Origin of the sequence: Pseudomonas uvaldensis (genome assembly GCF_021271205.1) — a bacterium.
Lineage (GTDB): Bacteria > Pseudomonadota > Gammaproteobacteria > Pseudomonadales > Pseudomonadaceae > Aquipseudomonas > Aquipseudomonas uvaldensis.
On record NZ_JAIWKS010000009.1, the window covers coordinates 23,187 to 36,065 of the forward strand.

The 12,879-nt window shown below is 60.5% G+C and carries 11 protein-coding genes; 8 read left to right on the plus strand and 3 right to left on the minus strand.

Annotated elements, in window-relative coordinates:
* Positions 1 to 200 precede the first annotated feature (200 nt).
* Complete coding sequence (locus LCU97_RS19890) at positions 201 to 659, plus strand: REP-associated tyrosine transposase (protein ID WP_232777549.1); 459 nt, start codon at positions 201 to 203, stop codon at positions 657 to 659.
* A gap of 148 nt (positions 660 to 807) precedes the next feature.
* On the opposite strand, the gene LCU97_RS19895 is transcribed toward LCU97_RS19890, so the two are convergent.
* Complete coding sequence (locus tag LCU97_RS19895; protein ID WP_232777550.1) at positions 808 to 1,458, minus strand: HAD family hydrolase; 651 nt, start codon at positions 1,456 to 1,458, stop codon at positions 808 to 810.
* Positions 1,459 to 1,518: 60 nt separating this feature from the next.
* Positions 1,519 to 2,064, minus strand: a complete 546-nt coding sequence (locus tag LCU97_RS19900; RefSeq protein ID WP_053149557.1) for a gamma carbonic anhydrase family protein — start codon at positions 2,062 to 2,064, stop codon at positions 1,519 to 1,521.
* 72 nt (positions 2,065 to 2,136) lie between these two features.
* Here LCU97_RS19900 and prlC point away from each other — a divergent pair, with 72 nt between their 5' ends.
* The 6 genes from prlC to LCU97_RS19935 all read left to right on the plus strand — a co-directional run bounded on the left by prlC (position 2,137) and on the right by LCU97_RS19935 (position 10,554).
* Positions 2,137 to 4,215, plus strand: coding sequence for an oligopeptidase A (gene prlC / locus LCU97_RS19905; protein WP_232777551.1), 2,079 nt, complete (start codon positions 2,137 to 2,139; stop codon positions 4,213 to 4,215).
* A complete protein-coding gene (locus LCU97_RS19910) occupies positions 4,212 to 4,490 on the plus strand; it encodes a YheV family putative zinc ribbon protein (RefSeq protein ID WP_053149554.1) in 279 nt (92 codons plus the stop codon). The genes prlC and LCU97_RS19910 overlap by 4 nt, the downstream gene beginning before the upstream one ends.
* A gap of 113 nt (positions 4,491 to 4,603) precedes the next feature.
* Positions 4,604 to 6,625: a M3 family metallopeptidase gene (locus LCU97_RS19915; RefSeq protein WP_232777552.1), complete on the plus strand. Its 2,022-nt coding sequence runs from the start codon at positions 4,604 to 4,606 to the stop codon at positions 6,623 to 6,625.
* Between the two features lie 325 nt (positions 6,626 to 6,950).
* Complete coding sequence (locus tag LCU97_RS19925) at positions 6,951 to 8,009, plus strand: PA0069 family radical SAM protein (protein WP_053149548.1); 1,059 nt, start codon at positions 6,951 to 6,953, stop codon at positions 8,007 to 8,009.
* Positions 8,010 to 8,204: 195 nt separating this feature from the next.
* Positions 8,205 to 8,936, plus strand: coding sequence for a carbonic anhydrase (locus tag LCU97_RS19930; RefSeq protein ID WP_053149546.1), 732 nt, complete (start codon positions 8,205 to 8,207; stop codon positions 8,934 to 8,936).
* A gap of 88 nt (positions 8,937 to 9,024) precedes the next feature.
* A complete protein-coding gene (locus LCU97_RS19935) occupies positions 9,025 to 10,554 on the plus strand; it encodes a SulP family inorganic anion transporter (protein ID WP_053149544.1) in 1,530 nt (509 codons plus the stop codon).
* Positions 10,555 to 10,708: 154 nt separating this feature from the next.
* On the opposite strand, the gene LCU97_RS19940 is transcribed toward LCU97_RS19935, so the two are convergent.
* A complete protein-coding gene (locus tag LCU97_RS19940) occupies positions 10,709 to 11,359 on the minus strand; it encodes a hypothetical protein (protein ID WP_053149542.1) in 651 nt (216 codons plus the stop codon).
* Positions 11,360 to 11,731: 372 nt separating this feature from the next.
* Here LCU97_RS19940 and coxB point away from each other — a divergent pair, with 372 nt between their 5' ends.
* A complete protein-coding gene (gene coxB / locus LCU97_RS19945) occupies positions 11,732 to 12,859 on the plus strand; it encodes a cytochrome c oxidase subunit II (RefSeq protein ID WP_053149539.1) in 1,128 nt (375 codons plus the stop codon).
* Positions 12,860 to 12,879 lie beyond the last annotated feature (20 nt).

The window sequence follows — 12,879 nt, forward strand, 5'->3', positions numbered from 1 at the left end:
TCCCACAGAGTGAACTGCACCCCACAGGAATGCATCCAGCATGAACAACTGCCTGTTCATATTCCAGGGAGAAGAACCCTGTGGGAGCAAGGCTTGCCCGCGATGAGGCCAGTCCAGACACATCCTGCTCCAACATTCCACATCCGATCCGCTCTTGCTGTCCTAGCCTTGAGATGGAGCCAGATCAAGGAGGATCAGACATGACAACATTGCCCCATTCCCATCGGTTACGGTTCGGGCGCTATTCGCAGCCCGGCCAGATCTACCTGCTGACTGCGATTACGCTGGACCGCGATCCGGTTTTCAATCGCTTCGAGACGGGGCGTCTGGTGGTCGACGCTTTTCGAAAGGCTCAGCAAGAGCAATTTGCTCACTCATTGGCCTGGGTGGTTATGCCAGACCATTTCCATTGGCTAATTGAACTTCAGGGGATAGAGCTTTCGAAATTGCTTGCACGAACGGAGTCCCGGACCACCGTAGCCTGTAATCGACTGATGCAACGTCAAGGGCCGCTTTGGCAGAAGGGCTTTCACGATCGAGCCATTCGTAAGGAGGAGGATTTGCAAACTGTTGCGAGGTATATCGTGGCAAATCCGCTGAGGGCGGGTTTGGTGAAACGGATCGGGGACTATCCGCTGTGGGATGCGGTATGGGTTTGAGTTGGCTCTGATGGCGGCCATAAGGGCCTCATCGCGGGCAAGCCTTGCTCCCACAGAGCTTGCTCCTAAAGAGCTTTGTTCCCATGGAGCCAGCGCCCAAGAGGGGTAAACTCTGTGGGAGCAAGGCTTGCCCGCGATGACGGTGTAACTAACCCCGCAGAAACGCCTGATGCAACTCATCCACCGTCTGGAAGTGAAACGCAGGGTTCTCGGCGCTCAGCTCTTCATAACTGCCAAACCCATACCCCACCGCCGCCGCATCCAGGCCATTGCTACGGGCGCCGATCAGGTCGTGTTTGCGATCACCGATCATCAGTGTGTTCGCCGGGTCGAGCCCTTCTTCAGCCACCAGATGAGCGATCAGCTCGACCTTGTTGGTGCGGGTGCCGTCCAGTTCGCTGCCGTAGATCACTTTGAAATGCCGGGCAAAGTCGAAGTGGCGAGCGATTTCCCGGGCGAAGACCCAAGGCTTGGAGGTGGCGATGTACAGCTGCCGCCCTTGACCTGCGAGGGTTTCCAACAGCGGCATCACGCCGTCGAAGACGCGGTTTTCATACAGCCCGGTGACTTTGAATCGTTCGCGGTAGAAGTTCACCGCTTCCCAGGCCTTGGCTTCATCAAAATCGTAGAACTGCATGAAGGCCTGCAACAGCGGTGGGCCGATGAAGTGTTCGAGGCGGGTGAGGTCGGGCTCGTCGATGCCCAGTTTGCTCAAGGCGAACTGGATCGAACGGGTGATGCCCTCGCGCGGATCGGTGAGGGTGCCGTCGAGGTCGAACAGTACAGTGGGGTGATGCATGGCAGTTCCAGGACTCAAAATGAAGTGTGTGACGAACAGGCCCTCAAATGAACATCAGGCCTATGGCTGGTCGTAGCCTTCAGCCAAGTGCAAATCCTTGAGCTTCACATAGTTCGCCGCACTGTAGGTGAAAAACGCCCGCTCTTTGTCGGTCAGCGGCCGGGCCTGTTTCACCGGGCTGCCCACGTACAGGAAGCCGCTTTCCAGGCGTTTGCCCGGCGGGACGAGGCTGCCGGCGCCAATGATCACGTCGTCCTCGACCACCGCGCCGTCCATGACAATGCTGCCCATGCCAATCAGCACCCGGCTGCCGACGGAGCAACCATGGAGCATGACCTTGTGGGCGATGGTCACGTCGTCGCCGATCAATAGCGGGAAGCCATCGGGGTTGAACGGTCCGGCATGGGTGATGTGCAACACGCAGCCATCCTGGACGCTGGTCCGGGCGCCGATACGGATGCGGTGCATGTCGCCACGGATGACCGTCAGCGGCCAGACGGAGCTGTCTTCGCCGATTTCAACGTCGCCGATCACCACTGCGGTGCTGTCGACGAAAGCGCCCCGGCCCAGCCGTGGCGTGTGGTTCTGGTACGTGCGAAGGGTCACGATAGGCTCTCTCTTTTCCAGTGATAGTCGCTGCTAGCTGCGGTGAAGGTCGATTGTAATTAAGATGGGCCAATGTTTCTTCCAGCCAAGGTGCCCACCGTGAGCGTGAACAACCCTCTTTTGCAGCCCTACGACCTTCCGCCATTCTCGGCGATCCGTGCCGAGCACGTGCAGCCGGCCATCGAACAGATCCTGACTGACAACCGCGCCGCCATCGCTGAAATCCTCAAGACCCAGGGCAGCCAGCCTACCTGGGCCGGCCTGGTGCTGGCGATGGACGAACTCAACGATCGCCTGGGCGCCGCCTGGAGCCCGGTGAGCCACCTGAACGCCGTGCGCAACAGCCCGGAACTGCGCGAGGCCTACGAGGCCTGCCTGCCGGCGCTGAGTGCCTACTCCACCGAGCTGGGCCAGAACCGTGAGTTGTTCCAGGCTTTCGAAGCCCTGGCCAACAGCCCCGAAGCCGCCGGTTTCGACGTGGCGCAGAAAACCATCCTCGAGCACTCCTTGCGGGACTTCCGCCTGTCGGGCATCGACCTGCCGCCCGACCAGCAGAAGCGCTACGCCGAAGTGCAGAGCAAGTTGTCCGAGCTGGGCAGCCGCTTCTCCAATCAACTGCTGGACGCCACCCAGGCCTGGACCAAGCACGTCACTGACGAAGCCGCCCTCGCCGGCCTCACCGATTCAGCCAAGGCGCAAATGGCCGCGGCCGCCCAGGCCAAGGGGCTGGACGGCTGGCTGATCAACCTGGAATTCCCCAGCTACTACGCGGTGATGACCTACGCCGAAGATCGCGCCCTGCGTGAAGAAGTCTACGCCGCCTACTGCACCCGAGCGTCTGATCAGGGCCCGAACGCTGGCCAAAACGACAACGGCCCGGTGATGGAGCAGATCCTCGATCTGCGCCAGGAATTGGCCGGGCTGCTGGGTTTCGCCAACTTCGCCGAACTGAGCCTGGCGACCAAAATGGCCGAGTCCAGCGATCAGGTCCTGAGCTTCCTGCGGGATCTGGCCAAGCGCAGCAAACCGTTCGCCGCCCAGGACCTGGAACAGTTGAAGGCATTTGCCGCCGAACAGGGCTGCCCGGACTTGCAGAGCTGGGACAGCGGTTTCTATGGCGAAAAACTGCGCCAGCAACGCTACAGCGTGGCCCAGGAAGCCCTGCGCGCCTACTTCCCGATCGACAAGGTACTGAGCGGCCTGTTCGCTATCGTGCAACGCCTGTACGGCATCGAAATCGCCGAGCTGAAGGAATTCGATAGCTGGCATCCCGACGTGCGCCTGTTCGAGATCAAGGAAAACGGCCAGCACGTCGGTCGTTTCTTCTTTGACCTGTATGCCCGCGCCAACAAGCGCGGCGGTGCCTGGATGGATGGCGCCCGTGACCGTCGACGCACCCTCGATGGCGTGCTGCAAAGCCCGGTCGCCAACCTGGTCTGTAACTTCACCCCGGCTGACAGCGGCAAACCCGCGCTGCTGACCCACGACGAAGTCACCACCCTGTTCCACGAGTTCGGCCATGGCCTGCATCACCTGCTGACCCGCGTCGAACACGCCGGCGTTTCCGGCATCAACGGCGTGGCCTGGGACGCAGTGGAGCTGCCAAGCCAGTTCATGGAGAACTGGTGCTGGGAGCCGGAAGGCCTGGCGCTGATTTCCGGTCACTACGAAACCGGCGAACCGTTGCCCCAGGACCTGCTGGAAAAGATGCTCGCGGCAAAAAACTTCCAGTCCGGCCTGATGATGGTTCGTCAGCTGGAGTTCTCGCTGTTCGACTTCGAGCTGCACGCCACCCACGGCGACGGTCGCAGCGTGGCGCAAGTGCTCGAAGGTGTGCGCGACGAAGTCTCGGTAATGCGTCCGCCCGCCTACAACCGCTTCCCCAACAGTTTCGCCCACATCTTCGCCGGCGGTTACGCGGCGGGCTACTACAGCTACAAATGGGCGGAAGTGCTGTCGGCCGACGCGTTCTCCAAGTTCGAAGAAGATGGCGTACTCAATGCCGACACCGGCCGCGCCTTCCGCGAAGCGATCCTGGCCCGTGGCGGTTCCCAGGAGCCAATGGTGCTGTTCGTCGACTTCCGTGGCCGTGAGCCGTCGATTGACGCACTCTTGCGCCACAGCGGCCTGAGCGAGGACGCGGCAGCATGAGTGAGGGGCCTGTGATCACCAAGAAACGCTTTATCGCCGGGGCGGTCTGCCCGGCGTGCAGCGAGCCGGACAAGTTGATGATGTGGAATGAAGACGGCGTGCCGCATCGCGAGTGCGTGGCCTGCGGCTACTCCGACACGCTCAACGAACAGGGCCTGTCAGTGCCCAAGGAGCTGGGCACCCGGGTCAATACCTCCGCGCCCAAAGTGCCGGACGCCAAGGTCCAGGCGGTGCAGTTCTTCCCCAATCCCAAGTTGAAGAAAAAACCCGACTGACATCGGCGGCATCACCTTCCGGGCCGTCCGGCCCGGAAGCGATATTTATATACCGCCCGCCTTGTCGCCTTCCTGCCCAGACTGACCCTCCAGTCCAGACAGGAAGCGATCCCATGCCCGACGATGATAATCCGCTCTTGCAGGCTTATGACCTGCCGCCCTTTTCGCAGATCCAGGCCAGACATTTCCTGCCGGCGCTCGAACGGATGCTTGCCGAAAGCAGCGATCAGGTGGCGGCAATCATCAAGACTCAACAGCCCTTTCCTACTTGGGATGATCTGGTGCTGGCCATGGACGAAATCCATGCCCGGCTGAAGCGTTTCGATTATGTACTGGACTGCCTGACTTCGACCCGGACAGGAAAGGCCTGGACCCAGGCCTCACTGGACTGTCACCAACGATTGCAGGATTTCCAGCAGTCGTTGGCGCGCAACCCCGATCTGTTTCGGCTCTACCAGCAGTTGGCAGGCAGCCAGATCGCCCGGCATTTCGAACCGGCGAGAAAACGTGTCCTGGAAAAAATTCTGCAACGTTTCCGCCGAAACGGTTTGAACGGGTTACCCGATGCGGTCCAGACAGACCTGAACCTACTGAAGCGACGTATGCAAGGAGCTCGGCAACTCTTCCTGGAGCACCTGCAGGCAGCCAACAAGGCCTGGAGCCAATCATTCGATGATGAGCGGCAGTTGAGTGGTCTGCCGCCCCCCTACAAACAGCAGATGGCCAACCAGGCACGGGAAGCGGGGCGTACGGGGTGGTTGCTCACGCTCAGTGACGAATCGTTCGGCATCGTGACGAGCTACGCCGACAATCGCCAACTGCGCGAAGACATCTACATCGCCTACAGCACCCGGGCCTCGGATCGAGGCCCCCATGCCCACCAGTTCGACAACGGTCCCGTACTCTGGCAATTGCTGCAGGATCGTCGTCGTTACGCCAGCCTGCTGGGCTACTCTGACTTCGCTCAAATGGCCATCGAACCGGATCAAGCCGAGTCCACCGCTCAGGTCATCGCCTTTTTGCAGGACCAGCTCCAACAGCACCAGGACGTTTTTATCCAGGACACGGAACAGCTGAAGGCGTTTGCCAGGCAACAAGGTTTCAATGAACTTCGTCCTTGGGACTACCCCTACCTGACGGAAAAACTTCGCCAGCACACAGCGGGGTTTTCAATGCACGCAGCCAGCGCCTGGTTCCCCCTGGAATCCACCTTTTCCCAACTGCTGCTGATGGCGAAACAGCTGTTCGCCGTGGACCTCATCGAACGCCGGGACGTCGCGACCTGGCACCCGGAGGTACGGCTTTTCGAGGTCCGGGAACGGGGAGAAGCCATCGGTTACCTCTATTTCGATCCCTTCGAGGACGCCAACGCAGGCGGCTACCCCAGCACCACCGTCTTGCGAAACCGCCACATCACCGCCGAAGGCCGGCCCCGTCACCCCATCGCCGCCCTGCACGCCTGGCTGCCACGCAGCGCCGACGCGAAACCCGTCCTGCTCAATCATCTGCAACTGCGCGTGCTGATGCATGAGTTTGGCCATTGCCTGCATCACCTGTTGAGCCGGGCGGAATATCGCGACGTGTCGGGAATCATGGAGTTGTCCGGCGATACGTCCGAGTTTGCCGGCGTGTTGTTCGAGCAATGGTGCTTTGCCAAAGAGTGCCTGGTTCGCCTGTCCGGGCATTACCAGACCGGCAAGCCCCTGCCTGACGAAACGGCCGACCAGCTGCTGACCTTCGTCAATACCCAGGCCAGTTGGGAAACGGCCGCCCTCTTGCGCAACGCTCTGTTCGATATGGAACTGCACCGCAGCCACAGCGACGGTCGTACGGTTCAGCAAGTGTTCGATCAGGTCAGCGCGCAGATCGGGCACCTGCCCGTGGCCGGTTACGAACGCTGGCCCAACGCGCTGGACTACATGGTGACCGGCTATGCAGCCCGGATCTACGCCTACATCTGGTCGAAGGAACTGGCCCTGAATGCATTTGAGAGATTCAAGCGCGAGGGATTGTTCAACACGGCCACCGGCCGGGCGCTGCGCGAAACGGTCTTCGGCCCGGGCGATTCGCGACCACTGGCCGAATCCATTGCAGCGTTTTCAGCCACACCGGCGGTCATTGCCCGGGAGACGTGAGGTGCGCGTCGAAGTGATGGCTGTCGCCAAAGCCACCACCTTCGATCATTTCGTTCAATGCGTCCTCCTTGCTCCAGCCTTGCATAGTGGGTGCGATAGGACAATTGCACCCGCTCGATGCCGGGCGTGGACAGGCATTGCGCATCCGAGTCCGGCAGAAGGTGATAGCGGGGAATTCGAGTCGCCCAGTGTCGGCTCGATCCGGTTAAAACCCGTCGGCGGGATGTCAAAGCGCCGTGAACGGCCAAACCAGACTGCCGAATGGCACTGGCCTGAATTACAGATAGCGAATACTGTATACCCATACAGCATTCGGAGCATATCCATGTCAGCCTCTCTTCCGCCTCGCGGTCGCGGCACGGCCGCCAACCCGCACAACCGCTTTGCCCCAAGTCGCTCGGTGGTCGAGGACGACGGCTGGTATCAGGAAGTACCGCCGACCCAAGGCACCGAAGTACGCATCGAAACGGCAAAAACCATCATCACCCGCAACACCTCGCCGGACATCGGTTTCGACCGCTCGATCAACCCCTACCGGGGCTGCGAACACGGTTGCATCTACTGCTACGCGCGACCCAGCCACGCCTATTGGGACATGTCGCCGGGGCTGGATTTCGAGACGAAGCTGATCGCCAAGACCAATGCCGCCGATGTGCTGGAAGAACAGTTGTCCAGGCGCGGCTACCAATGCGCGCCGATTGCCCTGGGCGCCAATACCGATCCCTACCAGCCCATCGAACGCGAACACGGAATTACCCGACAGATCCTTCAGGTGCTGCTGCGCTATCGCCATCCGGTGACGATCGTCACCAAAGGCTCGCTGATTCTGCGCGACCTGGATCTGCTGACCGAATTGGCACAGCAGCGCCTGGTCAGGGTCATGATCAGCCTGACCACCCTGGACGATGAACTCAAACGCATTCTCGAACCGCGCGCGGCGGCACCCAAGGCGCGGCTACGGGCGATCCGGGTGATGCGCGAGGCGGGTATTGCGGTAGGGGTGTTGTGTTCGCCGATGATTCCGATGATCAACGACAGTGAGATCGAAAGCCTGCTGACCGAAGCCCATGCCGCGGGAGCGCAAAGCGCCTCCTATATCATGCTGCGGCTGCCGCTGGAGGTCGCCCCGCTGTTCGAGGAGTGGTTGCAGGCCCACTACCCGCAGCGCGCCGCCCACGTCCTGAGCCTGGTTCGCCAGAGCCGAGGCGGCGAGCTCTATGACAGCCGGTTCGGTACGCGAATGCGCGGCGAAGGGCCGTTCGCCGACCTGCTGGCCCAGCGGTTCACCAAGGCCCTCAAGCGCCTCGGGCTCGAGCGACGCGGCGGTTACGATCTCGATTGCGACGCCTTTTGTCCGCCGGGCCGACAGATGTCGTTGATTTGATTAAAGTTGACCTTGTGACATGGGCCCGAAATGATCGCACCTGTACTTTAGGCCATGCCTGTAATCGTTGTTCTAGAGCCATCGATTCAGTTTGAGTTAAGTTTCGGTCGCTACCTTGTTCATCGAGTGACTGACGGGTCGAACCCTTCGACCTGGATGTTTTTTAACCAGCCACTGGCGTTATGAGGATGAATCATGAGTGACAAGGATAAACAGCCGTTGGCTGCGTCGGCTTCAGCCCAACCGGAGGCGGAAACCGCCGATGCAGCGCTGCAGCATATTGTTGACGGCTTTTTGCATTTCCATCACGAGATCTTTCCGCAGCAGGAAGAACTCTTCAAGAAACTCGCCACTGCCCAGAAGCCCCGGGCAATGTTCATCACCTGCGCCGATTCGCGCATCGTGCCCGAGCTGATTACCCACAGCTCACCCGGCGACCTGTTCGTGACCCGTAACGTGGGCAACGTCGTTCCACCCTACGGACAGATGAACGGTGGTGTTTCCACCGCCATCGAATACGCCGTACTGGCCCTCGGCGTGCAGCACATCATCGTCTGCGGCCACTCCGATTGCGGCGCCATGCGCGCAGTGCTCAACCCCGATACCCTGGAAAAAATGCCCACGGTCAAGGCCTGGCTACGCCACGCCGAAGTGGCCAAGACCATGGTTCACGACAATTGCCCGTGCGGCGATGAAAAACAGACCATGCCCATCCTCACCGAAGAGAACGTGATCGCGCAGCTGCACCACTTGCGAACGCACCCTTCGGTGGCCTCTCGCATGGCCAGCGGCCAGTTGTTCATCCATGGTTGGGTGTACAACATCGAGACCAGCGAGATCAAAGCCTTTGACGCGGACCGGAACTGTTTCCTGCCGCTCGATGGCAGCCATCCGATTCCGGTGGCGACGCCCAAAGCGCGCTTCTAACCGCTCCTAAACATCTGCGTGGTACAAGCCCAGTCTGCTTTCGAGCGGCCTGGCCTTGCCATGCCTGAAGAATCTCGGGAGAGTCGCCATGCGTGCTGCTCAATTGAAAGCTGTTCTGCCACGGGAGCTGCTGGCTTCGGTGGTTGTGTTTCTGGTGGCATTGCCCTTGTGCATGGGCATTGCCATCGCGTCCGGCCTGCCACCTGCCAAAGGGTTGATCACCGGTATCGTTGGCGGCCTGGTGGTGGGTTTTCTTGCCGGCTCCAAGTTGCAAGTCAGCGGGCCGGCCGCCGGCTTGGCGGTGCTGGTCTTCGAACTGGTGCGCCAGCATGGCGTAGGGATGCTCGGGCCGATCCTGCTGCTGGCGGGTTTTCTGCAATTGCTGGCCGGGCGTTTTCGCCTGGGCTGCTGGTTCCGGGTCACCGCGCCTGCGGTGGTGTACGGGATGCTGGCGGGTATCGGCGTGCTGATCGTCCTGTCCCAGGTCCATGTGATGCTCGATGCGGCGCCCAAGCCGTCGGGACTGGATAACCTGGCGGCGTTCCCTGGCGCAGTGTCCCAGGCGTTGCCGTCATTCGGCTGGCAGGCCGGTTTGCTCGGTTTGTCGACGATTGCAGTGATGTGGTTGTGGGAGAAGTTTCGTCCGCACAGCCTGCGCTTCATTCCTGGCGCCTTGCTCGGCGTGGGCCTGGCAACCGTTGCCAGTCTGTTATTGGCCTTGCAGGTCAAGCGCGTGGAAGTGCCGGACAACCTCGCCGAAGCCATCGACTGGCTGCGCCCGGCGGACCTGCTGAACCTGGCAGACCCGAGCGTGCTGATCGCGGCGTTCGCTGTGGCCTTCATCGCCAGCGCGGAAACCCTGCTGTCGGCGGCCGCCGTGGATCGTATGCACAGCGGCGAGCGCGCCGACTTCGACCGGGAACTGTCCGCGCAAGGTGTCGGCAACATGCTGTGCGGCTTGCTCGGCTCACTGCCGATGACCGGCGTGATCGTACGCAGCTCGGCCAACGTCCAGGCTGGCGCCACCACGCGCATGTCGACGATTTTCCACGGCCTGTGGCTGCTGCTCTTCGTGCTGATGCTGTCCAGCGTGCTGCAAAGTATTCCGGTGGCGAGCCTGGCAGGCGTGCTGGTGTACACCGGTTTCAAACTGGTGGATATCAAGGCGTTCCGTAACCTGGGCCGTTATGGCCGGATGCCAATGTTCACCTACGCCGCGACGGCGCTGGCGATCATCTTCACCGACCTGCTGACGGGTGTGCTGATCGGCTTCGGCCTGACCCTGGCAAAACTGGCCTGGAAAGCCTCGCGCTTGAAAATCAGCCTGGTCGACCTGCCCCAGGAAGGCGAAATGGAACTGCGGCTGGTAGGCGCGGCCACCTTCCTCAAGGTTCCGGCGTTGACCCAGGTTCTGGACACCATCCCTCCAGGCGTCACGGTGCATGTACCGCTCAACAACCTGAGCTACATCGACCATTCGTGCCTGGAACTGCTGGAAGAATGGAGCCGGGCCAATGCCAGCAAGGGCTCGAAGCTGCTGATCGAATCGCGCGGGCTCAAGCGCCGGTTGGAAGGGCGGTTGCGGACGAATGTTGGGGTTGGCGCGACAGCAGGATAGTCCGCGATCCTGTGGGAGCGGGCTTGCTCGCGAAGGCGGAGTGTCAGGCAACATGTCTGTTAGCCGATACACCGCGTTCGCGAGCAAGCCCGTTCCCACAGTATTTGGTGTTTGCTGTCATTTCCCACTGGGTTCTGTGTGTACCTGGGATGGTTCAGGCCACCGGCTGTTCCAGCTCCAGGCCCACACCCAAGCGGCGGGACATACATGGCCAGCGCTTCCAGGCCTCGCCGGTTTGCGGGCTGCTGAGTTTCTCGCGGTAGGTTTCTACCGACTCCAATGCAAACGTCTCGTCATTGAGCATTTCATCGAAGGCGTGGTGCACCACTTCATCGAGCTGGTTGGCAAATTCCTCACCGATCAATTGATGGGCAATCAGGTTGGCGACCGTCATGTCCAGGGGGATCAGCGGCTGGCCGAAATGCTTGATGTACAGGTCGTTGACCTCTTCCACGAACCGGTGCGCCAGGTAGGCCTCGTCCAACAGGCTGTCGAGCCCGACATGGCCGTCCATGATCGAGGGCGGCTGTAGGAAATACTGCTCGGCAATTTTCAATACCGGCTTGATCTGCGACTCGATGCCCGCCTCCCGGGCGACCTCGTTGGCCGCGTCCAGCAAGTCAGGCACCTCATCGATGTAGGCGGCGACGAAGCGCGTCAGGGCGTCGTTGGCATTGGCGTCCGGCAATTGGATCGCTCGGTGCAGGTTCGGCAACTGGGCTTGCAACTGACGGGTCAACTGGCCGGTCTCGGCCTCGTGTTGTTGGGCTTTTTGGATCTGCTCGCGCAATGCGGCGGTGTTCATGAAAACTCCAGGAAACGAAAGGCAATGAAATAGGGAAGACATAACTTAGCTGGCGTAAAAAAACGCCTAAGACCTATTTGTAATAAATCCTTCGTCCTTGATGCCTGAGCGTTATATCTGTTTGCCATCACTCAGGCTGCATCCTTCTCCATTCGCGGGCTTGAGCGCAAGTCCCGGTCTGTTTCATGTGATTTACGTCATCGCGTTGCGAGGTTGAAGTCGCTGTCTATACTCGGGTTGGAATGGAGTTAGCTGATGAACCCGATGTAAGGCAGCAAGGCACGGCGGTTCGAGTTCGTAGTCTGGTGTAGCCGCTCCCTTGCCGCAGGCGTTAGGCCTACGGGATAACAAGAACGATAAGGGGAACCCGCAATGATGCGACATCCACATGTATGGATGGGCCTCCTGTTGTGTTCGATTTTCAGCCAGGCGCAAGCCGCCTGGACTGTGAATATGGCGCCTGGAGCGACACAGATCAGCAATGCAGTATTCGACCTGCACATGACCATCTTCTGGATCTGTGTGGTGATCGGCATCATCGTCTTCGGGGCCATGTTCTGGTCGATGATGATGCACCGCCGCTCGACGGGCCAGAATGCGGCCCACTTCCACGAAAACACCCGCGTCGAAATCCTCTGGACCATCGTGCCCTTCCTGATCCTGGTGGCCATGGCGATTCCCGCCACTGCCACGCTGATCAAGATGTACGACTCCAGCGAATCGGAGATCGACGTCCAGATCACCGGTTACCAGTGGAAGTGGCACTACAAATACCTGGGCCAGGACGTCGAGTTCTTCAGCAATCTGGCCACGCCTACCGATCAGATTCATAACCAGAGCGCCAAGAGCGAGCACTACCTGCTGGAAGTCGACAAGCCGCTGGTGCTGCCGGTCGACGCCAAGGTGCGCTTTCTGGTGACCTCCGCCGACGTGATCCACTCCTGGTGGGTGCCGGCCTTCGCGGTCAAGCGCGATGCGATCCCTGGCTTCGTCAACGAGGCCTGGACCAAGGTCGACAAGCCCGGCATCTATCGCGGCCAGTGCGCCGAGCTGTGCGGCAAGGACCATGGCTTCATGCCCATCGTGGTCGAGGTCAAGAGCAAGCCCGACTATGAAAAATGGCTGGGCGAACGCAAGGCCGAAGCTGCCCAGCTCAAGGAGCTGACCAGCAAGGAATGGACCCTCGAAGAACTCAAGGAACGCGGCGACAAGGTCTACCACACCACCTGCGTGGCCTGTCACCAGGCCGAAGGCCAAGGCCTGCCGCCGATGTTCCCGGCGCTCAAGGGCTCGAAGATCGCCACCGGGCCCAAGGCTGACCACCTGAACATCGTCTTCCACGGCAAGCCCGGCACATCCATGGCGGCCTTCGGCAAACAGCTATCGGAAGTCGATATCGCGGCGGTCGTGACCTATGAACGCAACGCCTGGGGCAACAACAAGGGCGACATGGTCACACCGAAAGAAGTGCTGGAACTCAAACAGGCGCAAAGCCAATGAGCCGGCCTGACGTGTGTTCC

Coding starts and splice junctions, on each gene's coding strand:
- LCU97_RS19915 (WP_232777552.1), top strand. CDS start 4,604: ATGCCCGACGATGATAATCCGCTCTTGCAGGCTTATGACCTGCCGCCC.
- LCU97_RS19935 (WP_053149544.1), top strand. CDS start 9,025: ATGCGTGCTGCTCAATTGAAAGCTGTTCTGCCACGGGAGCTGCTGGCT.
- LCU97_RS19940 (WP_053149542.1), bottom strand. CDS start 11,359: ATGAACACCGCCGCATTGCGCGAGCAGATCCAAAAAGCCCAACAACAC.
- coxB (WP_053149539.1), top strand. CDS start 11,732: ATGATGCGACATCCACATGTATGGATGGGCCTCCTGTTGTGTTCGATT.
- prlC (WP_232777551.1), top strand. CDS start 2,137: ATGTTTCTTCCAGCCAAGGTGCCCACCGTGAGCGTGAACAACCCTCTT.
- LCU97_RS19910 (WP_053149554.1), top strand. CDS start 4,212: ATGAGTGAGGGGCCTGTGATCACCAAGAAACGCTTTATCGCCGGGGCG.
- LCU97_RS19890 (WP_232777549.1), top strand. CDS start 201: ATGACAACATTGCCCCATTCCCATCGGTTACGGTTCGGGCGCTATTCG.
- LCU97_RS19925 (WP_053149548.1), top strand. CDS start 6,951: ATGTCAGCCTCTCTTCCGCCTCGCGGTCGCGGCACGGCCGCCAACCCG.
- LCU97_RS19930 (WP_053149546.1), top strand. CDS start 8,205: ATGAGTGACAAGGATAAACAGCCGTTGGCTGCGTCGGCTTCAGCCCAA.
- LCU97_RS19895 (WP_232777550.1), bottom strand. CDS start 1,458: ATGCATCACCCCACTGTACTGTTCGACCTCGACGGCACCCTCACCGAT.